Here is a 19,346-nt window from a genome sequence, read left to right on the forward strand (position 1 = left end):
AGTAATGCAGGCCCCTTTTGTCTAACATCGAGATACCGTTGCTCAGCCGCCCGTAACCGGGACACCCTTGCGGCCGGCGAGATCCACAAAGTACTGCCATGCCACACGCCCCGACCGGGCACCGCGCGTGGCCTGCCATTCGACAGCCTCTGCACACAGGGTTTCGTCGTCGATCTCGACCCCGAATGCATCGCAATAGCCCCGGATCATGGCGAGATACTGGTCCTGATCGCAGGGGTGGAACCCCAGCCACAGCCCAAAACGGTCAGAGAGAGAGACCTTTTCCTCCACTGCTTCGGACGGGTTTATCGCACTGCCACGCTCATTCTCGATCATGTCGCGCGGCATCAGGTGACGGCGATTGGATGTGGCATAGAGCACGACATTATTAGGCCGCCCCTCGATACCGCCATCCAGCACCGCCTTCAGCGACTTGTAATGCGCATCATCATGGCCAAAGCTGAGGTCATCACAAAACAAGATGAACCGCTGCGATGCCCCGCGCAGAAGGCTCAGCAGACGCCCGACCGACGGCAGATCCTCGCGCTGCAATTCAACAATGCGCAGCCCTTCATGCGATGCATGAACATCAGCATGTATTGCTTTGACAAGGCTTGATTTTCCCATGCCGCGCGCACCCCAAAGAAGGGCATTGTTCGCAGGCAATCCAGCTGCAAACTGCCGGGTATTAGCCAGCAAAGTATCCCTTGCCCGGTCAACGCCAATCAACAGCGGTAGGTCTATCCGCGCGACCTGCGGCACCGGCACCAGACGGTCGGGGTCGGTGTGCCAGACAAACGCCGTCGCCGCGTCAAAGTCGGGGGCTGAAAGCGGCGCCGGAGACATGCGCTCCAGCGCCGCCGCAATACGGTCCATCGGATCGTCGATCACAGCAGGTCTTCCTCGTCTTCGTCGTCAAAGTAGCCCTCTTCGCGCAGCTTCTCGTCGCGCTTTTTCTCGACCCGGCGCACGAGGAAGATCGAGATTTCGTAAAGGCCGTAGACCACAACAAACAAGATCACCTGCGTGATCACATCTGGCGGCGTGACAAGGGCTGCCAGCACAAGGATCGCCACCACGGCATATTTGCGCACATTGCCGAGACCTTCGGAACTGACCAGCCCGGCCTTGCCCATTAGGGTCAGCAGCACGGGCAGCTGGAAGCACAGGCCAAAGGCTACGATGAACTTGATCGTAAGCGAGAGGTATTCCTGCGCCGAGCCTTGGAATGCGATGGCCGCGATGCCGTTCTCACCATCGGGCCCTTCACCAACAAGCGTGCCAGCCTGCTGGAACCCAAGGAAAAAATCGAAGGCCAGCGGGGTGACGACGTAAAAGGCAAAGGCCGCACCGAGGAAAAACATCACCGGCGAGGAGATCAGGAAAGGTAGAAAGGCGCCCTTCTCGTTCTTGTAAAGCCCCGGCGCCACAAAGCGCCACAGCTGGTAGCTGATGAAAGGAAAACCCAGCACCAGACCGCCCAACAGCGAGATCGAGATCGCGACAAAGAAACCTTCTTGCAGCTTGATCAGGATCAGTCCGCAGTCTTCCTGCCCCCGTTCGGCCATGGCCGAGCACAGCGGTTCGGTCAGGAAGTTGAAGATCGGATTCCAGACGGTAAAGCAGATCACCATACCGATGATGAAGGCGATGACAGAGTGGATGAGCCGCGTGCGCAGCTCGGCCAGATGCTCGATCAGCGGGGCCGAGCTGTCGTCGATATCATAGTCGTCGGAGGCGCTCATTTAATTTACTCTTTTTTCGCGGCTGGTTTGGGGGCCGCTGGCTTCTTGGTGGCAGGCTTTTTCGCAGCAGGTTTCTTGGCGGCCGTCTTCTTAACCGCTGGCTTCTTAGCCGCTGGCGCCTTTTCGATGGCAGGTTTTGCCGGGGCCGCCTTTTTTGCCGCAGGTTTGGCAGCCTCTGCCGGGGTCGCGTCAGACAACTTTGCCTCAGCCGCCTCGGCCTGTGTCATGGCTTCAGCCGCTTCGCGTTGCTTGCGCTCGGCAGCGGCGCGGGCGGTGCTGGCTTGGATCTTTTTCACATCCTCTGCCTTTTGCGCCGCCAGTTTGCCGGTCTCGCTGTCGGGGTCAAAGTTGGTCAGCGAACGGGTCGCGTCCTTTACCTCGTCCATCGCGCTGCCCAGGGGATTGGTCGCGGTTTTCAGCGATTTGTTCAGCGACGAGGACACCTCGCGCATACCGCTTTCATCAGCGGCGTCGTTCATAGCTTGGCTGAATTCACGCGCCATGCCCTTGGCCTTGCCCACGAATTGCCCGACGCGCCGAAACAGCACGGGCAGATCCTTGGGGCCGACCACGATCAGGGCCACCACGCCAATGACCAGAAGTTCCGTCCAACCCAGATCGAACATCGGGTTACACCCGGTCCTTGTCGGCCTTCAGGTCGGTCTTAGGATGCGTGCCCTGATCGGCATGCTCGGGCAGGTCGGCATGATGCACTTCGTCGACATGTTTGATGTCGTCCGTGCGCTTGGTCTCTTCTTCGCCTTCGCTGATACCTTTTTTGAAGCTGGTGATGCCTTTGCCGACTTCGCCCATGAGCGAGGAAATCTTGCCACGGCCAAAAAGCACCAGCACGACAACCGCGATCAGCAGCAGGCCCGGCAATCCGATATTGTTCAACATGTCTGTTCTCCCATCTTGTTTGGCACGCGTGCGGGCGCACCGGTTTGTCCTGTGATAGCGGCCCTTGCCGGGGCCATGAAGAGGCAAAGCGATCGAGACGGCAGCGCTTGGTGCCATGCACCGCAGATTTCGCGGATGCAGAATCACTCCTGACGTGCTTATGTCAGGAGCATGAGAAACAACAATCTTAGGCTGGTCACACTGATCGACACCCTGCGGGATGGCCGGGTGCATCGGGCGGATGATCTGGCGGCCTCTCTGGGTGTATCGGTGCGTACAATTTACCGCGATATGGACAAGCTCAGCGCCTCGGGCGTGCCCGTCGCCGGGACGCGGGGCGAAGGCTACCGGATCACGCCTGCAATCACCCTGCCGCCCATCACCCTCACCCCAACTGAACTAGAGGCGCTAAACCTTGGCCTCGCAGTTGCGGCGGAGGTGGGTGATGCCGATTTGCAGGGCGCGGCCGGGACATTGGCCGCAAAGTTCGACGCCGTCCTACCGACCGAGAGCATCGCCGAAGGTGCCGCATGGCGCCACGCGCTGCACCCGCAGGGCAAGGCGACACGGATCTTTGCACATCTACCCGTGCTGCGCGCGGCGATACAGGCGCGGCAGAAATTGCGGATTGGCATCGTGAACGAAGACGCTCGGGTCGTCCGACCGCTTAGGGTAGAGAATTGGGGGCGTTTTTGGCTGCTGACCGCATGGTGTGAAGACGACGAAGGATTCGCGACCTACCCGTTAAATCAGATTGATCGTGCAGAGGCGCTACCAGAACTATTCGTAGATGAGCCGGGAAAGAGCTTGGCTGACGCCCACGCCTAGTCTTAACCCTTCAACCGCCAGCCAGTTTGCGATGGCAAGAACGCCTCGACACTCGCCTGTGCCACGACGATCGTATCCTGTCCCGTGGGCACGTTGAGCCCGCCCATGACGGCACGCACCTCGGCCCGACCACGCGGTAGCTTGGGCACCAGCACGTCGATATCCACCTTGTCAGGTTCCTGCACCGCGACGGTGACCTGCACGCGCATTTGGTCCGGTGTCACGTCCAACGCGCCAAATAGCGGCAAAGACGAGTGGCGCAGAGCGTCTTCGATCGCGCGGGCGCAGGCTTTGGTATAATCCATCCCGTGCAGATCATTGCCCATGCCCATTTCGATGATGATCCGTTGCTCAGTCATCCGCACGCTCCATGTCGAACCCCACGGACAGTGCCACATTGGCCATGACGGTCGGGTTTCCCTCTCCTTCGGGGCGGGGCACGTCAAGCCCGCCGAGGTGCAGATTGACCGTCACCTCGCCATAGGGAAAGACCGCACACAGTGCTTCGGCATCAACCAGATCGGGCCGTTGCACACCCACATCGAGGATGATGCGCATGGCGGATTTGTCGAAACCGAAAAGTTCGGCCAGATTGATCGAATTATGCCACAGCGCATCCTGCACCGCGCGTGTCGCGGCCTGCGTATAATCGGCGCGGCGCAGGGACGACCCCATGCCAAATTCTACCATCAGCGGGGTCATCGCGTCACCGGAAAGACAAAGCAGCGGTCGCGGCGGACGGTCAGCCACATGACAGCGCCGGGTTGCGGAAGAAAGACATTGGGCACCGTTGCCCTCAGCCGCGAGCCGTCCTGCTCAAGCACGAATTCGACAAGGCTTTCGTTCCCCATAAAGCGCGCGCGTTCCACCACGGCGCGGGCCGGTGTGCCATCGGTCGCCGTGGGGCGTGGGCCTTTCCCCGCCCGGTCAAAGTCGATGCGCAGGTGTTGGGGGCGAAAGACGATATTGACCGGCGTACCATCGGGCACTCCGGGGGCAAGAAACTGGCCAAAAACCGTATCGGCCAATGCACCGTTCACCGTGGCTTCCAACACATTCGCATCACTGAAAAACGCGACAGAGGCGCGATCGACGGGCCGCGTATAGACGTTATAGGGCGCGCCCTGCTGGACGATCTTGCCGTCGCGCATCAGCGCGATTTCATCAGCCATGCGCATCGCCTCATCCGGTTCATGGGTGACGAGCAGAACGGCGGTGTCTTCCTCTTTCAGGATGCTTAAGGTCTCATCGCGGATGCCATCACGCAGACGGTTGTCGAGGCCCGAGAACGGCTCGTCCATCAGCATGATCCGTGGTTGCGGGGCCAACGCACGGGCCAGCGCCACGCGCTGTTGTTCACCGCCTGAAAGCTGATGCGGGTAGCCGTCGATGTAGCGCAGCAGGTCCACCCGCTTGAGCAAATCTTCGATGCGATTGCGTTTCTCGGCCTTGGTCCCGGTCTTGAGCCCGAAGCCCACGTTATCGGCCACGCTCAGATGCGGAAACAGCGCGAAGTCTTGGAACATCAAGCCAATCTCGCGCCGCTCGGGCGGGACACGAAACACCGTGTCGCAGATCAGCTTGCCATCGACGTGGATCGTGCCGCTGTCTTGCATCTCAACCCCCGCGATCATCCGCAGGGTCGTGGACTTGCCGCAGCCAGAGGGGCCGAGCAGACAGGTCACCTGCCCCGGCATGATCTGCAAAGACACGTCGTCGACCACCTGCCGCCCGCCATAGCTGCGGCGCAGGTTTTTGATTTCCAGTCGGGGGGTGGGGTCTGTCATAAGAAGATGCAGTATCCGATCAAATCGCTAGGAAACCCAGCTATCAGCCCCGTCGCGCCCCCGCAAGCACCGCCGAGAAACCAGCGATCAGGACGAGCACGCAGATCGCCAGCAATTGCTCGTATTTATGCCCTTCCGGCAGAAGGGCCGCCACAGGTTCCCAGCCCCGCGCGAAATAGGCAGCCGCCCCCAGCATCGCGGCGGCGAAGGCAGTAAGGTAGCTCCAGACCGGGATCGCGCGCTTGGCCACCAGCCCCACCAGCAGCACCGGGGTTAAAAACATCGAAGCGGTGCCGCTGACCGCCACCGCGTCAAACAGCGTGGCATTGCCCCAAAGCGTCAGCAGCGCGCCGAGCATCATAAACCCCGCCATCACCAGCCGCCCACCCATCAGGCTGCGCGGCGCAATGCGCCACTCCTCAACCATCAGCCGCGCGGCAGAGGCCAGCGCAGAATCGAGCGTCGAGAGGGCGGAGACCAGCAGCGACAGCATCAGCGCCACGAAAATCCAGCCCGGGAACATCAGCCCCCATGTGCCGATCAACTCGCCCTCATAGGCCGCACCGGTGAGGCTGGCCTGGATGCCGAAGAAACCGAAGCCGATGATGCAAAGCGTGGATATCCAAAAGGCATGGAGGAAGGAGGCCCGCGTCGTGGCTTCATCCGCTAGAAAGCCGCGGTCCATCATCACCGGATCATGGGCGGGGTAAGAAAACACCTGCAGCAGCGCCACCGCCAAAAGCACCCAGCCGTTATACGGCCCCGACACGCCCGGCGCGCTCAGCACTGCGCCAAGCTCGAACCCTGGGCTCAGCAGCAGCGCGCCAAGTGCGAGACCGAAAACGACAAGAAAAACCATCATCTGCACCACATCTGTGCGCAGCGCGGCGGAAAGCCCGCCCCATGCCGAATAGCCAAAGCCCAAAGCCGCAACGATCAGCACCGCCAGCGTGCCCGACCCCGGCCAGACAGCCTCGAAGATCAGCGCGACGACCAGCAGATTGGCAAAAACCTCGGACAGCAGCCGCAGCCCGATCACGAGGTTATAGGCCGCAGTGCCCGCCCCGCCGAAATGCCCGCCCAGCCAGTCCTGCACCGAGCGCGCACTGCCGCGGCGCAGGTGGCCAACGATATAGCCGCCGGTCAGGAACGATCCGTAGTAGGCCGCATAGGCCAGTGTGCCTGCGATGCCGTAGAAATAGCCCAAGATCGCCGCGTTCATCAGGCTGCGGGCGAAAATCCACGTGGTAACTTGGCTCAGCACCAGCACCCAAAGCCCCGGCGCGCGGCCCGCCGCATTGGCCCCGCCAAAGAACCCCTCGATTGTGGCACGGCGCGGCGCGACAAGCAGGCTGGCAAGAATGACAGCCGCGAAGAGAACAATTAAAACGGTGCTTTGCATGGGGCAGGCCCTTTCGGTGAGACAACCCCTTTAGCGTTAGCCGCGCGGCTTGAAGCGGGCTAGTCCCGAAACACCCGCTGTCAGAAATGTGATGGCCCGGCAGCGTGGCAAGGGCCTGCCTCCGCCACGCCGCCGGATCAATCGTCGTTAAAGCCCGATCCCGCATTTGCGGGTGATTGGCACCAGATCACGCTGAAAGCGAATCCCCACATTACGATGAATGCGCGCCGCCAGTCCGCCGAAGTCCGCCGGGCGGGTCAGTCTGTGTGCTTCACCGATGGCATATTCAACCTCGCGCACATAGGCCTCGGCCACGGGGCGGCCGCGCAGTCGTTCAAGTTCGGCCAGCGCACAGGCAGATTTGCCGCGCCGCTCGGGGCTCCAACGGGCCTTGGCAGGATCACGTCCCATCACGCTCAGCATCCGCCCGTCCAGCGCGACCTGCGCCGCCTCATAGCGCGGCAGCAGGTCTTGGGCGCTGGCCGAGGTGGTAAAGAGGCCGAACAGCAGCGCTGCGGTTTTCATTCCCATTTCGGCCTCTCCCCCGCTTACATCGTCATGTTTGTAGCGCCGCCGTCCAGCAGCAGGTTTTGGCCCACGATAAAGCCCGCGTGTTGCGAACAGAGGAAAGCGCAAGCCGCGCCGAACTCTTCGCGCGTGCCATAGCGGCCTGCGGGAATGCCAGCCTGCCGTTCGCCGCGGGCCTCATCCAGTGTGATGCCCTTGGCCTTGACCACACCCGCATCCAGCGAATCCGCGCGGTCGGTCGCGTGAATGCCCGGCAAAAGGTTGTTGATCGTGACCCCTTTGCCCGCCACCTGACGCGAAGTGCCCGCGACATAGCCGGTAAGCCCGGTCCGGGCGGAATTGCTGAGACCCAGCACGCCAATCGGCGCGCGCACGGATTGGCTGGTGATATTAACCACCCGGCCCCAGCCACGGTCCATCATGCCCGGCACCAGCGCTTTGATCAGCGCGATGGGGGCCAGCATATTCGCGTCGAGCGCCTTGATGAAATCTTCGCGGTCCCAGTCATGCCACATGCCCGGAGGGGGGCCGCCCGCGTTGTTGACGAGGATGTCACAGCCCTCGGCGGCCTTGATGACCAGCGCCTGCCCCTCTTCGGTGGCCACATCCGCCGCCACGGTGACGACCTCGACGCCATAGTCCTGACGGATACGTTCTGCCGACGCCTCAAGCGCCTCGGCGCCGCGTGCGTTCATCACAAGGTTGACCCCTGCCGCCGCAAGCGCTTCGGCGCAGCCAAGGCCAAGCCCTTTGGACGAGGCACATACCAGCGCCTTCTTACCCTTAATTCCCAAATCCATTATGCGATTCCTCCTATGCATTTGCATATGCCTACCACGCCTTGCGGCCAATGCCAGCAAATCACCCGAGCCTTGACCCATGTGGGCCACAATTCTACCTTATCCCGCTGGCGAAAGCCCCTGAACCAAAGGCCCATCATGTCCCGCACCCGCACCGCCCCTGCCCAGAGCATTGCCGTCTACCGCGCCGAACAACTACGCGCGAGCGACGGGGCGAATATGGGCGATACGCTGAGTTTTGCCGCCGAATTGGTGTTGGATGATGTCTATGAGCTGGACCGCGCAGCTGAGCCTTTGCGCCTGTCTCTGCTGACCCTGCCGGGGGATCAATTGCAGCTTGCCGAGGATACCGGCGTGGGCAGCCCCGGTGCAAACCTGCATCTCGACAGCCTGCTCACACTGATGTCTCCCGACGGCCAGACCCAAGAGGCGCTCTTGCTGGTCGAGGTCGATGGCCAAGGGCGCGCCGCTGAGGTTTACCTCTTGCCACTGGGGCCGCTGACCCCGCAAACGGGCTACCGCATTGTTGGAATTGATACCCAAACTGCGCAGCAGAAATTCGGCCAACTAGCCTGCGTGTCCTTCACACGCGGCACCCATATCTCGCTCAGCACCGGAGAGCTGCGGCGCATCGAAGACCTCTGTGTCGGTGACCGTATCCTAACCCGCGACGATGGCGTTCAGACCCTACGCTGGATCGGCCAGAGCACCCTGCGCGCGGTTGGCGATTTCGCTCCGATCTGCATCCGCGCAGGCACGCTGAACAACGAACATGATCTGATCGTCAGCCCCGACCACCGGCTTTTCATCTATCAACGCAGTGATGAGATGGGCGCGGGCCGGTCGGAACTGCTCGTGAAAGCGCGGCATCTGGTCAATGGTGACAGCGTGATGGTGCAGGACGGCGGCTTTGTCGACTACTTCCAACTGCTCTTTGACAGCCATCAGATCATCTATGCCGAGGGGATCGCCGCCGAATCCATGTTGGTCGACAGCCGCACCCGCTCTGTCCTACCGCCGGAAATGGCCGCGGCCTTGGGCGAGGTGATCCCCGGCCATTCTGACCTGCCCCATGCCGGGCTCGATCTGGCCGAGGCGCTGCTCAACCGCCCCGATGCGGCGGCGCTGCTGAGAAAAGCCTCAACCCGTTAGGGGGTCTCAACGGCGTAGTGAAACTCTTCTCGCACGATTTTGCCGTTCTTCACGTGGTAAACGCCGATCTCTTCCATCTGAAAGCGGTCACCGCTCTGCTTGTCGGTGGCGTCGACCTTGAAGAACGCGCTGAACTGCTCATCGCCGAAATAAAACGGGCCAGAGACTTCGGTTGCATGTTCCTCCATCGCGTTTTCCCACCAGTCGTGTTTGCCGTGGATCGCCTTGATGCCATGCGTCTCGCGCCCCTGCCCGCCCATATCGGCGGCCTCTACCGAAACGGCATCCTCGGCATACAATTTATCTAGGTTCTCGCGCACCTTAGCGGCACCGGCACGGCAGCCGTTAACCAACTCTTGAGCAATCTCTTTCAGTTCCATCGCAAATCCCTCCATGTACCACTTATGTTCTCATGCTAGGCCCGCTGTCGATTCGCAGCAATGCCCAGATTGCGCCCGGTCGCGGCGCAGCCTATATGGGGCGGATGTTGGACACGCCGCAAAACCGCCCCGCCCTGCCCGCCGAGATCGCGCGCCGTCGCACCTTTGCGATCATCAGCCACCCTGACGCGGGCAAGACCACGCTAACTGAAAAGTTCCTGCTGTTCGGCGGGGCCATTCAGATGGCTGGCCAAGTGCGCGCCAAGGGCGAGGCACGGCGCACGCGCTCGGACTTTATGGCGATGGAAAAGGACCGGGGGATTTCGGTCTCGGCCTCGGCCATGTCGTTCGATTTCCACAGTGGCGACACCAACTACCGGTTCAACCTCGTCGACACACCTGGCCACTCGGACTTTTCCGAAGACACCTACCGAACGCTGACAGCCGTGGATGCCGCCGTGATGGTGATCGACGGCGCAAAGGGTGTGGAAAGCCAGACGCAGAAACTCTTTGAAGTCTGCCGGATGCGCGATCTGCCGATCCTGACCTTCTGTAACAAGATGGACCGCGAGAGCCGCGACACTTTTGAAATTATTGACGAAATCCAAGAGAACCTCGCCATTGACGTGACACCGGCAAGCTGGCCCATCGGCGTGGGCCGCGATTTCGTCGGTTGTTATGACATGCTGCGCGACCGTCTGGAACTGATGGACCGCGCCGACCGGAACCGTGTGGCTGACAGCATCAAGATCGAAGGTTTGGACGATCCCAAACTTGAACAGCACGTCCCCGCCGCCCTGCTGGAAAAGCTGCGCGAAGATTTGGAAATGGCGCGTGAACTGCTGCCGCCTCTGGACCTCAAAGCGATGCACGAAGGGACGCTGACGCCGATTTGGTTCGGCTCTGCCATCAACTCCTTCGGCGTGCGCGAGTTGATGGAGGGCATCGCCAAATACGGGCCGGAGCCACAGATCCAAGCCGCCACGCCGCGCCAGATTTTGCCAGAAGAAACAAAGGTTTCCGGCTTTGTCTTCAAGGTGCAGGCGAACATGGACCCGAAACACCGCGACCGTGTGGCCTTTGTCCGCCTCGCCTCGGGTCATTTCGAGCGCGGCATGAAAATGACCCATGTGCGCACGAAAAAACCGATGACAATCTCCAACCCTGTCATGTTCCTCGCCTCCGACCGCGAATTGGCTGAAGAGGCCTGGGCCGGTGACATCATCGGCATCCCCAACCACGGGCAGCTGCGCATCGGCGACACGCTGACCCAAGGTGAAGCGCTGCGCGTCAGCGGCATCCCCTCCTTTGCGCCGGAACTGCTGCAAAGCGTCCGTGCGGGCGATCCGCTGAAAGCGAAACATCTTGAGAAAGCGCTGATGCAATTTGCCGAAGAAGGTGCCGCGAAGGTCTTTAAACCCTCCATCGGCTCGGGCTTTGTCGTGGGCGTTGTGGGCCAGTTGCAGTTTGAAGTGCTCGCCAGCCGGATCGAGTTGGAATACGGGCTGCCGGTGCGGTTTGAGCCGTCGCAATTCACCTCGGCACGCTGGGTGAATGGCACGAAACAAGCCGTTGATAAGTTTACCGAAAGCAACAAACAGCACATCGCGCATGACCACGACGGCGACATCGTTTACCTGACCCGCCTGCAATGGGACATCGACCGGGTTGAGCGCGATTACCCGGATGTGAAACTTACCGCGACCAAGGAAATGATGGTCTGAATTAGCCTCTTCGGTGTGGGTCGTAAGCCTTGATTTCGTGCGCAATCATGGCATTCTGGACCCAACCGGGGAGACGCGATGACGACGACGACGAAATGGGGGCTGGTTGCCACAATTTTGGCCCCCGCTGACGAGATTAGACGCTTTGCCGCCTACCATCTTGAGGCAGGTGCGCATCGGCTCTATCTATTTCTCGACGCTAAGAACCCAGAGGCTCTCGACAGTTTGAAAGCCCATCCCAAGATCCGCGTCGTCACCTGCGATGATGCCTATTGGCAAAAGCTCTGTGGCAAACGCCCGCACAAGCATCAGGTCCGCCAAAGCCAGAACGCCACCCGCGCCTATAACCGCGCGGATGACGTGGATTGGCTGATCCATATGGATGTGGACGAATTCCTTGTTGCCGAGCGCCCTGTGGGAGAGGTACTCGCCGCCCTGCCCGCAGCGCAAAAGATCGCCCGCATCCGCCCGATGGAGGCTTTGGCAGGCGATGCGACAGCCTTCAAAGCCTTCATTCCAAACGGCCCGCAGCGGGCGCAGATCGTGTCGGCGCTTTATCCAACCTATGGCGAATACGTCAGAGGGGGATTCCTGAGCCATTTGGCCGGAAAGGTCTTTGTCCGCACCGGGATGGCCGACGTTCGCCTACAAATACACAACGTTTTTCTGAATGACGCTATGATTGAGGGACCAGAGCAGCAGCCCGGCATTGATCTGGCGCATCTGCACGCAAAAAGCTGGCCCGACTGGCTGGCCGCCTATCGCTACCGCCTTGAAAAAGGCTCTTACCGCTCCGATCTTGCCCCCAACCGGCCCCGTGATCGCGGTGGGCTGTCGATGCATGAGCTTTTTTCCATGATCGAAGCCGAAGGGGGCGAGCCGGGGCTGCGTGCCTTTTTTGATGAGGTCTGCGCCGACACCCCCGAGCTGCGGGCGGCTCTTAATGCCAAAGGTCTGCTGCGCCTCATCAATTTAAACCTTGATGCAAAGGTGTCGCGCCAATTCGCAAGTTAAGCGCCTGAGAGGTCAATTGTTTGACGGCTGGGCCGCAACTTGTTATGCGCTTTCGCAACATGCCGCGGCAAATGCCGCCCCTTGGGCCATTCGGGCCGGCTTGTATTGCTGCCGCGGGCCAAGTCAGTGTCCGCTCAACCCGGACGCACATGACAAAATTTACCGATCTAAACCTGAATGCCAAGGTCCTCAAAGCTATTGAAGAGGCTGGCTACGAATCGCCCACACCTATTCAGGCGGGCGCCATCCCCCCCGCTCTCGAAGGCCGCGACGTTTTGGGCATCGCCCAGACCGGCACCGGCAAGACCGCCAGCTTTACGCTGCCGATGCTTTCGCTGCTCGCCCGTGGCCGGGCGCGCGCGCGGATGCCGCGGAGCCTCGTGCTCTGCCCCACGCGGGAATTGGCAGCACAGGTTGCTGAAAACTTCGATACCTACTCCAAGCACCTTAAGCTAACCAAAGCGCTGCTGATCGGCGGCGTGAGCTTTAAGGAGCAAGACAAGCTGATTGACAAAGGCGTCGACGTGCTGATCGCCACGCCGGGCCGCCTTTTGGACCATTTCGAGCGTGGCAAGCTGATCCTCTCGGATGTGAAAGTCATGGTCGTGGACGAAGCCGACCGGATGCTCGACATGGGGTTCATCCCCGATATCGAACGTATCTTCGGCCTCACACCCTTCACCCGCCAGACGCTATTCTTCTCGGCCACCATGGCGCCCGAGATTGAGCGGATCACCAATACATTCCTCAGCAATCCCGAGCGGATCGAAGTGGCCCGTCAGGCCACAACGAGCGAGAACATCACCCAATGTGTGGTGATGTTCAAAGCCTCCCGCAAGGATCGTGAAGCCACCGAAAAGCGCAAGCTGCTGCGGTTGCTGATCGACGCCGAAGGCGAGAAATGCACCAACGCGATCATCTTTTGCAATCGCAAGATGGATGTGGATACCGTCGCCAAGTCATTGAAAAAATACGGCTATGACGCGGCTCCTATTCACGGCGATCTGGATCAAAGCCAGCGGACCAAAACGTTGGAAGGCTTCCGCAACGGTGAGCTGCGCTTCCTTATTGCCTCTGACGTGGCGGCGCGCGGGCTTGATGTGCCAAGCGTGAGCCATGTGTTCAACTTCGACGTGCCCAGCCACGCCGAGGATTACGTGCACCGGATTGGTCGGACAGGCCGTGCCGGCCGCGATGGCAAAGCAATCATGATCTGCGTGCCACGCGACGAGAAGAATTTCGAAGATGTTGAGCGTCTGGTGCAAAAAGAGATCCCACGGCTGGAGAATCCGCTGCAAGCCGACGTGGCTGTCGCTGAAGAGGCCACCGCCGAAGCACCGGCCAAGACCGACGACAAGCCCAAGCGCACCCGGTCGCGCAGCCGCAAGTCCGACGCACCGCGTGCCGAGAAGACCGCCGTCGAGAAACCAGCCGAGGACAAGCAGCCCCAAGCCGAAGCGCCCAAAGACCCGCCTAGGCCCGAGGCGCAGCCTGCGCCACAGCAGGACGAACGCAAAGCACAGCGTGGCGGCGGCAGTAATGACAGAACCCCGCGTGGGCGGGGCCGGAACGACAAGCGCGGCGGCAATGACAACCGCGTTGTCGGTCTGGGCGATCACACGCCTGATTTCATCGGTCTGAGCTTTCGCGAACGGATCTGAACCAGCCCATTCGCTGGCATGAATTCGCCGCCGATCCCAGCCGGGATTGGCGGCTTTTTCGTCTGTGCTATGTGAGACTTAGACCGTCTCTGATAGGACCATCATGCTGCGCCCTGCCCTTGCCCCCCTTGCCCTTATTCTGACCGCCCTTCTGGCCACCCCCGCCAGCGCCGAGCGATGCCGCGCCGTGGTTAACGGGGCCGAAGTCGTCGTCGAAGCCGAGAATTTCGCTAATTTCGCGGATGAGGTCGGCACCCGTGAGCGGCTGATGAATTGGCCCGCACGGAAATGGAGCAGCCTTTGGGGCGCGCCGCCCGCTTGCAACAGCGGGGTGTTGTTCGACTATCTTGCAACCACAGTGCCGCTGGACCAGATCAACGGCTATTGCCTGACCGCCACAGCAGAGGACGGGCATTTTCTAATCCCGGGAGAGCGGAACTATCGTGGCTATTGTAAAAAGACGTTTTGCGAACGGGTGAACACGACCAAAGAAGAGACCGTGGACATTAGCAAAAGCATTGCACGCTCTGCGGTGGACACACTTAGCCAGCCAGAAAACCTACGCGCTGTAGCGCATAAGTCGGGTGCGTTCATTCTAACCGGAGGGGCGTCGGCCCTAAGCGCCAATTTGGCGACCACAGGCACGACGCTGGCCACCGCGCTATCGACCCCCGCCGCCCTTGCGGCCACGGGAGTAAGCGTGGTCGCGGTGGGCGGCGCGGTCTATATGTGTAGCGGTGGCCAAGTGATCAGTTCAGACGACTGACCACCACCGTAACTTCGGGTTTCTTGCCAATTTCGTTCTGCGCCGACTGTCGAGCAACCTTTTTCAGGCCGTCGTTCAGCTTGTCGTCATCCCGCAGGGTGGCGGCTTTCTGACGGTTGAGCCATTGGCTTAGGTCCTGCTCCAGCACATCCACCAGTGGCGCGTTGGAACGGCCTGTTTCCGGCAGCCCCATCAGATCAACCCATGGCTCGCCAAGCGGCTCATCGTCGGCATCCAAAATCATCGTCACAGTCGCATGACCGTTCAATGCCATGCGGATACGATCCCGCACCACACCATCCAGCGCACCGACCTGAACCGATCCGTCAAGGTACATCCGGCCCGTGTCGACATGCTCAACCACTTTGGGTTTGTTGCCTGACAGGTCAATCATCATCCCGTTCACCGCCAGAACGCCTGTGATGCCCTTGGCATTGGCAATCTTCACATGCTCGCGCAGGTGACGGTGCTCACCGTGCATGGGGATCAGAACCTGTGGCTTCACGATATCATGCAGCGTTTCCAGATCGGGGCGGTTGGCGTGGCCCGAGACGTGGTAGAGGCCCGAGGAATCATCCACCACATCCACACCCTTTTCAGAGAACTGGTTGATAATGCTGATGACGCCGCGCTCATTGCCCGGGATGGTTTTCGACGAGAAGAGGAACAGATCGCCCTCTTTCAACTCGATCCCCTGATATTTACCCCGTGCAAGCTGCGCCGAAGCGGCGCGGCGTTCGCCTTGGCTGCCCGTAACCAGCAACATCAGGTTCTCACGCGGGATCGCGCGGGCGTTCTCGGGTGAGATCACCGGCGGGAAATCCTTCATCACGCCGGTCTGGATCGAGGCTTCGACCATGCGGTTCATTGCACGGCCCAGCAGAACGATCGACCGCCCCGCCCGCGCGCCCGCTTCTGCCAGCGTCTTGACCCGCGCCACGTTGGAAGCGAATGTCGTCGCGATGACCATGCCTTCGGCGCCGCTTACCAGCTTTTCGATCTCGGGGCCAACGGTGGCTTCCGAACGGCCGGCGTGGCTGGCGAAGACATTGGTACTGTCGCAAACCAGCGCGTTGACCCCATCCTTGCAGACCTCGGCCCAAAGGGCGTCGTCAAAGGCTTCGCCAACGCCGGGCGTGCGGTCGATTTTAAAGTCGCCCGAGTGGATCGTGCGCCCCTCGGGCGTGTCGATGACCATGGCCGAAGATTCAGGGATCGAATGCGAGATTGGCAAGAAGCCAATCTGGAACGGACCCGCAGTGATCTGCTCGGGCCACTTGCCCACCGTGGTGATCGCATCCTCTGGATGGCCATGCTCTGACATCTTGCGACGCGCGATATTCGCGGTAAAGGCACGCGCATAGATCGGTGCCTTGAGCGCCTCATAGGAATGGGCGACAGCACCGATGTGGTCCTCATGCGCGTGGGTGATGAAGATCGCTTCGATCTGATCGCGCCGTTTCTTCAGCCATGTGATGTCTGGCAGGATCAGGTCCACGCCCGGGGTGCTGTCCATATCCGGAAAAGCGACGCCAAGGTCGACGACGATCAGCCGCTCTTTGCCGGGTTTGCCGTAGCCGTAGACATAGGCGTTCATGCCAATTTCACCCGCCCCACCGAGGGGCAGATAGATAAATCGTTCGCTGCTCATATTATTCAGCTTTGTCCTTATTATAATCGTGGATCACGGTCAGCCCGTGCATCGTGAGTTCATCTTGATAATCATCGAACAGGTCGACTGCCTGCTGAAACAGCGGTGCCAGACCCCCCGTGGCGATAACCCGCATGGGTCTTGCACGTTCCGCCCTTATGCGCTCACATATCTCACGAACCAACCCGACATAACCCCAAAAGACACCGGACTGCATACAGGCGACGGTATTGGTGCCAATGACGTTCTGAGGTTTGGAAATATCGACATGCGGGAGGGCAGCCGCGGCGTTGTGCAGCGCCTCTAGGCTGAGGTTCACCCCCGGCGCAATGACCCCTCCGATATAGGCCCCATCGTCGGCCACTACGTCAAAGGTCGTGGCGGTGCCAAAATCCACCACGATCAAGTCGCCGCCGTAAAGATCAAAGCCCGCTACGGTGTTCACCAGCCGGTCCGGCCCCACCTGCGTGCCCCCATCTACGCGCACGTCAATTGGCAGATCGCAGCCCGGTTTGCCCACCACTAGAGGGCGCGTGTGAAAGTAGCGGTCCGCCAAAACGCGCAGGTTAAACACCACCCGCGGCACGGTTGAGCTGATAATCATATCGGTGATGTCAGCATCGATATTCTGAAGCCGCATCAGCGTGTTAAGCCAGACGTAATATTGATCCGCCGTACGCTTCCATTCGGTCGAGGTGCGCCACGTGGCGATGAACTCTTTCCCGTCCCAGATCGAGAAAACCGTGTTGGTGTTGCCGCAATCAATTGCCAGAAGCATGGTGCCTCCCTCCCCCGAATTTAGAAAAACACATCCGCTGCGGTGATGGGCACCGCGCCGTCGCGGGTGCGCAGGATCAGATTGCCTGCGCCGTCTACATCTTCGAAAACGCCGGTGATCTCATCGCGCATGGTGCGGGCGGTGATGACCTCTCCGAGCCGCGCGGCATGGGCGAGCCATGCGCTGCGGATCGTGGCGAAACCATAGGTGGTGAATTGATCTTCCAGACCGGCATATTCTTGCGCAAGGATGTCGAGGAAGTCTTCGGCGGCCACATTGGCTCCCGCCTCGCGCAGCGTCACGGCAGGCAGAGCGCGTGCCTCAAGCGTACTCGCCTCCGGTGCATGGGCAAGGTTCACGCCAATTCCAATCGCCAGATGATCGCCGACGCTTTCCAGAAGGATCCCAGCCACCTTGCCACCGCGCAGCAGTACATCGTTCGGCCATTTTAGCGCAAAAGAATCCTCGCGCCCGGTCACCGCAACAAAGGCGCGGTAGAGTGCCAGTGATGTCACGAAGGACCGCAGCGCGGCAACGCCCGGTGGCTCTTTGCGGGGCATCATCAAAGTGGCCGCGAAATTGCCGCGCGGGGTGGTCCAGCTGCGGCCCCGGCGGCCCCGGGCGGCGGTCTGCTCCAACGCCAGAATCCAAGTCGGCGCGGTCAGCTCTTGCTGTAACCGCGCCGCCTCGGAGAGGGTGGAATCAAGCGTGTCATAGACGCGCCGCCCATAGCCTTCCGGCCAAGGAGTCATGCGGTGGTCCGGCCCGTCTTGCGCCGCACCGCTCAGTTCACCAGTGACGCCGCGGCCGAGGCGGCCATGCCTTCGACACCGAACATATTCGCGATACCGACGATCATGATGACGGCAGAGGCCATCAGCACCACGGTCAGCACGCCACCGTTCTGGTGATCCAGTGTGTCAGAACGCTCTTCGCCAAAGTACATGTAGAAGACGATCCGCAGGTAGTAATAAGCGCCGATCACACTGGCGATCACACCGGCCACAGCAAGCCATGCCATATTGGCGTCATAGGCCGCACGCAGGACATAGAACTTGCCGAAGAAACCCAGCATCGGCGGCACACCGGCAAGGCTGAACAGCAGCACCAGCATCGCCAGCGCCCGGCCCGGATTGGTCTTGGCATACATGTTCAGCAGGGTGATATCGGTCACCGGCGCGCCGTCTTTCTGCATCAGCAGAATAAAGGCGAAGGTCCCGAGGTTCATCGTCACATAGATCGCCATATAGACCAGCATCGCCTGAACGCCAAAGGCCGTTCCCGCCGCCAGCCCCATCAGGGCATAGCCCATGTGAGCGATCGACGAAAATGCCATCAGACGTTTGATGTTGGTCTGGCCGATCGCGGCGACAGAGCCAAAGAACATCGACAGCACCGACAGCAGCGCCACGATCTGGCTCCAGTCGCTGACGATCTGGCCGAAGGCGTCATGCATCACCCGTGCGAACAGACCCATAGCGGCGACCTTGGGCGCGGTGGCAAAGAAGGCCGCAATCGGGGTCGGCGCGCCCTCATAGACGTCCGGTGTCCACATGTGGAAGGGCACGGCAGAAACCTTGAAGGCGAGGCCCGAAATCAAGAAGACCAGACCAAAGAGCAGCCCCAGCGAGGTTTCCCCGGTTTGCGCCGTGGTGATGATTCCAGCGAAAGCCGTGGTCCCAGCGTAGCCATAGACAAGCGATGCACCGTAAAGCAGCAGACCCGAGCTGAGTGCGCCAAGCACAAAATACTTCAGGCCCGCTTCGGTCGATTTGACCGAGTCGCGGCGGAGAGAGGCGACAACGTAAAGCGCAAGGGATTGCAATTCCAACCCCATGTACAGCGCCATCAAGTCGCCCGCGCTGACCATCACCATCATGCCGACAACCGCCAGCGAGACCAGAATGGGATACTCAAACCGCAGCAAACCGCGCAGTTTCATATAGCTTTCCGACATAACCAACACAGCCGCCGCCGACAGCAGGATCGCCACTTTGGCAAAGCGCGCGAAACTGTCGTCGATGAACATGCCGTGGAAGGCGATGTTGGTGGAGCCGTCACCCGACATGGCCACCCAACCTGCCAGCAGTACCATCACCACCGCGGTCACCCAGACGAGCACCCCGGCGGCCTTGTCTTTCGACGTATAGACCGCGCCAAGAAGGCCAAGCAGGGCAAACCCCGCAAGCACAATCTCGGGCAGAATGATGTTCAGATCAGCGGAAATCAT

At 60.6% G+C, this 19,346-nt stretch carries 21 protein-coding genes; 6 read left to right on the forward strand and 15 right to left on the reverse strand.

Annotated features, from left to right (window positions below; genetic code table 11):
- Positions 1–42: 42 nt before the first annotated feature.
- The 4 genes from BM229_RS04975 to BM229_RS04990 are packed head-to-tail and all read right to left on the reverse strand — an operon-like array spanning position 43 to position 2,645.
- Positions 43–891, reverse strand: coding sequence for an ATP-binding protein (locus BM229_RS04975; RefSeq protein WP_093926537.1), 849 nt, complete (start codon positions 889–891; stop codon positions 43–45).
- Positions 888–1,745, reverse strand: a complete 858-nt coding sequence (gene tatC / locus BM229_RS04980) for a twin-arginine translocase subunit TatC (RefSeq protein ID WP_093926538.1) — start codon at positions 1,743–1,745, stop codon at positions 888–890. Before tatC ends, BM229_RS04975 begins: the two co-directional genes overlap by 4 nt.
- A gap of 5 nt (positions 1,746–1,750) precedes the next feature.
- Positions 1,751–2,371, reverse strand: coding sequence for a Sec-independent protein translocase protein TatB (gene tatB, locus BM229_RS04985; RefSeq protein ID WP_093926539.1), 621 nt, complete (start codon positions 2,369–2,371; stop codon positions 1,751–1,753).
- 4 nt (positions 2,372–2,375) lie between these two features.
- Positions 2,376–2,645 carry a twin-arginine translocase TatA/TatE family subunit gene (locus tag BM229_RS04990; RefSeq protein ID WP_093926540.1) on the reverse strand — a complete coding sequence of 90 codons (270 nt, stop codon included), beginning with the start codon at positions 2,643–2,645 and terminating at the stop codon, positions 2,376–2,378.
- A 171-nt stretch (positions 2,646–2,816) separates the two neighbouring features.
- Here BM229_RS04990 and BM229_RS04995 point away from each other — a divergent pair, with 171 nt between their 5' ends.
- A complete protein-coding gene (locus BM229_RS04995; RefSeq protein WP_093926541.1) occupies positions 2,817–3,473 on the forward strand; it encodes a helix-turn-helix transcriptional regulator in 657 nt (218 codons plus the stop codon).
- Between the two features lie 2 nt (positions 3,474–3,475).
- Here BM229_RS04995 and BM229_RS05000 read toward each other — a convergent pair whose 3' ends face one another.
- From BM229_RS05000 to BM229_RS05025, 6 genes are all read right to left on the reverse strand, one after another.
- A complete protein-coding gene (locus BM229_RS05000) occupies positions 3,476–3,832 on the reverse strand; it encodes a Lin0512 family protein (RefSeq protein ID WP_093926542.1) in 357 nt (118 codons plus the stop codon).
- A complete protein-coding gene (locus tag BM229_RS05005; protein ID WP_093926543.1) occupies positions 3,825–4,175 on the reverse strand; it encodes a Lin0512 family protein in 351 nt (116 codons plus the stop codon). Before BM229_RS05005 ends, BM229_RS05000 begins: the two co-directional genes overlap by 8 nt.
- On the reverse strand, positions 4,172–5,260 hold the full coding sequence (locus BM229_RS05010; protein ID WP_093926544.1) for an ABC transporter ATP-binding protein: 1,089 nt from the start codon (positions 5,258–5,260) through the stop codon (positions 4,172–4,174). The genes BM229_RS05005 and BM229_RS05010 overlap by 4 nt, the downstream gene beginning before the upstream one ends.
- A gap of 43 nt (positions 5,261–5,303) precedes the next feature.
- Positions 5,304–6,662: an SLC5/6 family protein gene (locus BM229_RS05015; RefSeq protein ID WP_093926545.1), complete on the reverse strand. Its 1,359-nt coding sequence runs from the start codon at positions 6,660–6,662 to the stop codon at positions 5,304–5,306.
- Between the two features lie 147 nt (positions 6,663–6,809).
- Positions 6,810–7,187 carry a hypothetical protein gene (locus BM229_RS05020; RefSeq protein WP_093926546.1) on the reverse strand — a complete coding sequence of 126 codons (378 nt, stop codon included), beginning with the start codon at positions 7,185–7,187 and terminating at the stop codon, positions 6,810–6,812.
- Positions 7,188–7,210: 23 nt separating this feature from the next.
- A complete protein-coding gene (locus BM229_RS05025) occupies positions 7,211–7,990 on the reverse strand; it encodes an SDR family oxidoreductase (protein WP_093926547.1) in 780 nt (259 codons plus the stop codon).
- A 138-nt stretch (positions 7,991–8,128) separates the two neighbouring features.
- Between BM229_RS05025 and BM229_RS05030 the strand changes: the two genes are divergently transcribed.
- Positions 8,129–9,142 carry a Hint domain-containing protein gene (locus tag BM229_RS05030; RefSeq protein WP_093926548.1) on the forward strand — a complete coding sequence of 338 codons (1,014 nt, stop codon included), beginning with the start codon at positions 8,129–8,131 and terminating at the stop codon, positions 9,140–9,142.
- On the opposite strand, the gene BM229_RS05035 is transcribed toward BM229_RS05030, so the two are convergent.
- The gene (locus BM229_RS05035) at positions 9,139–9,522 is read right to left on the reverse strand and encodes a SnoaL-like domain-containing protein (RefSeq protein ID WP_093927222.1); all 384 of its coding nucleotides are present in this window, start codon (positions 9,520–9,522) and stop codon (positions 9,139–9,141) included. The genes BM229_RS05030 and BM229_RS05035 overlap by 4 nt on opposite strands.
- A gap of 104 nt (positions 9,523–9,626) precedes the next feature.
- Between BM229_RS05035 and BM229_RS05040 the strand changes: the two genes are divergently transcribed.
- From BM229_RS05040 to BM229_RS05055, 4 genes are all read left to right on the forward strand, one after another.
- A complete protein-coding gene (locus BM229_RS05040; protein ID WP_093927223.1) occupies positions 9,627–11,246 on the forward strand; it encodes a peptide chain release factor 3 in 1,620 nt (539 codons plus the stop codon).
- A gap of 78 nt (positions 11,247–11,324) precedes the next feature.
- Positions 11,325–12,260 carry a glycosyltransferase family 2 protein gene (locus BM229_RS05045; protein ID WP_093926549.1) on the forward strand — a complete coding sequence of 312 codons (936 nt, stop codon included), beginning with the start codon at positions 11,325–11,327 and terminating at the stop codon, positions 12,258–12,260.
- A gap of 149 nt (positions 12,261–12,409) precedes the next feature.
- Complete coding sequence (locus tag BM229_RS05050; RefSeq protein ID WP_093926550.1) at positions 12,410–13,921, forward strand: DEAD/DEAH box helicase; 1,512 nt, start codon at positions 12,410–12,412, stop codon at positions 13,919–13,921.
- A 103-nt stretch (positions 13,922–14,024) separates the two neighbouring features.
- Positions 14,025–14,687 (forward strand): hypothetical protein, encoded by a 663-nt coding sequence (locus BM229_RS05055; RefSeq protein ID WP_093926551.1) that lies wholly within the window; start codon positions 14,025–14,027, stop codon positions 14,685–14,687.
- Here the strand turns inward: BM229_RS05055 and BM229_RS05060 are convergent.
- From BM229_RS05060 to nuoN, 4 genes are read right to left on the reverse strand one after another with little or no spacing between them, the layout of a single operon-like run.
- Positions 14,671–16,338 (reverse strand): ribonuclease J, encoded by a 1,668-nt coding sequence (locus tag BM229_RS05060; protein ID WP_093926552.1) that lies wholly within the window; start codon positions 16,336–16,338, stop codon positions 14,671–14,673. The two genes, BM229_RS05055 and BM229_RS05060, sit on opposite strands and share 17 nt — an antisense overlap.
- Before the next feature lies 1 nt (position 16,339).
- Complete coding sequence (locus tag BM229_RS05065) at positions 16,340–17,116, reverse strand: type III pantothenate kinase (protein ID WP_093926553.1); 777 nt, start codon at positions 17,114–17,116, stop codon at positions 16,340–16,342.
- 20 nt (positions 17,117–17,136) lie between these two features.
- Positions 17,137–17,868 carry a biotin--[acetyl-CoA-carboxylase] ligase gene (locus BM229_RS05070; protein ID WP_093926554.1) on the reverse strand — a complete coding sequence of 244 codons (732 nt, stop codon included), beginning with the start codon at positions 17,866–17,868 and terminating at the stop codon, positions 17,137–17,139.
- Between the two features lie 32 nt (positions 17,869–17,900).
- Entirely contained in the window at positions 17,901–19,346 is a 1,446-nt protein-coding gene (gene nuoN, locus BM229_RS05075; RefSeq protein WP_093926555.1) for an NADH-quinone oxidoreductase subunit NuoN, read from the reverse strand.

The organism is Sulfitobacter dubius (assembly GCF_900113435.1).
GTDB classification, from domain to species: Bacteria; Pseudomonadota; Alphaproteobacteria; order Rhodobacterales; family Rhodobacteraceae; genus Sulfitobacter; species Sulfitobacter dubius.

What these genes read in the sequence shown, in the direction of transcription:
- BM229_RS05045 (WP_093926549.1), top strand. Translation starts at nt 11,325, where the DNA reads ATGACGACGACGACGAAATGGGGGCTGGTTGCCACAATTTTGGCCCCC.
- BM229_RS05005 (WP_093926543.1), bottom strand. Translation starts at nt 4,175, where the DNA reads ATGACCCCGCTGATGGTAGAATTTGGCATGGGGTCGTCCCTGCGCCGC.
- BM229_RS05055 (WP_093926551.1), top strand. Translation starts at nt 14,025, where the DNA reads ATGCTGCGCCCTGCCCTTGCCCCCCTTGCCCTTATTCTGACCGCCCTT.
- BM229_RS05015 (WP_093926545.1), bottom strand. Translation starts at nt 6,662, where the DNA reads ATGCAAAGCACCGTTTTAATTGTTCTCTTCGCGGCTGTCATTCTTGCC.
- BM229_RS04990 (WP_093926540.1), bottom strand. Translation starts at nt 2,645, where the DNA reads ATGTTGAACAATATCGGATTGCCGGGCCTGCTGCTGATCGCGGTTGTC.
- BM229_RS05065 (WP_093926553.1), bottom strand. Translation starts at nt 17,116, where the DNA reads ATGCTTCTGGCAATTGATTGCGGCAACACCAACACGGTTTTCTCGATC.
- tatC (WP_093926538.1), bottom strand. Translation starts at nt 1,745, where the DNA reads ATGAGCGCCTCCGACGACTATGATATCGACGACAGCTCGGCCCCGCTG.
- BM229_RS05070 (WP_093926554.1), bottom strand. Translation starts at nt 17,868, where the DNA reads ATGACTCCTTGGCCGGAAGGCTATGGGCGGCGCGTCTATGACACGCTT.
- BM229_RS04995 (WP_093926541.1), top strand. Translation starts at nt 2,817, where the DNA reads ATGAGAAACAACAATCTTAGGCTGGTCACACTGATCGACACCCTGCGG.
- BM229_RS05060 (WP_093926552.1), bottom strand. Translation starts at nt 16,338, where the DNA reads ATGAGCAGCGAACGATTTATCTATCTGCCCCTCGGTGGGGCGGGTGAA.
- BM229_RS05025 (WP_093926547.1), bottom strand. Translation starts at nt 7,990, where the DNA reads ATGGATTTGGGAATTAAGGGTAAGAAGGCGCTGGTATGTGCCTCGTCC.
- BM229_RS05000 (WP_093926542.1), bottom strand. Translation starts at nt 3,832, where the DNA reads ATGACTGAGCAACGGATCATCATCGAAATGGGCATGGGCAATGATCTG.
- BM229_RS05035 (WP_093927222.1), bottom strand. Translation starts at nt 9,522, where the DNA reads ATGGAACTGAAAGAGATTGCTCAAGAGTTGGTTAACGGCTGCCGTGCC.
- tatB (WP_093926539.1), bottom strand. Translation starts at nt 2,371, where the DNA reads ATGTTCGATCTGGGTTGGACGGAACTTCTGGTCATTGGCGTGGTGGCC.
- BM229_RS05030 (WP_093926548.1), top strand. Translation starts at nt 8,129, where the DNA reads ATGTCCCGCACCCGCACCGCCCCTGCCCAGAGCATTGCCGTCTACCGC.
- BM229_RS05050 (WP_093926550.1), top strand. Translation starts at nt 12,410, where the DNA reads ATGACAAAATTTACCGATCTAAACCTGAATGCCAAGGTCCTCAAAGCT.
- BM229_RS05020 (WP_093926546.1), bottom strand. Translation starts at nt 7,187, where the DNA reads ATGAAAACCGCAGCGCTGCTGTTCGGCCTCTTTACCACCTCGGCCAGC.
- BM229_RS05010 (WP_093926544.1), bottom strand. Translation starts at nt 5,260, where the DNA reads ATGACAGACCCCACCCCCCGACTGGAAATCAAAAACCTGCGCCGCAGC.
- nuoN (WP_093926555.1), bottom strand. Translation starts at nt 19,346, where the DNA reads ATGATTTCCGCTGATCTGAACATCATTCTGCCCGAGATTGTGCTTGCG.
- BM229_RS05040 (WP_093927223.1), top strand. Translation starts at nt 9,627, where the DNA reads ATGTTGGACACGCCGCAAAACCGCCCCGCCCTGCCCGCCGAGATCGCG.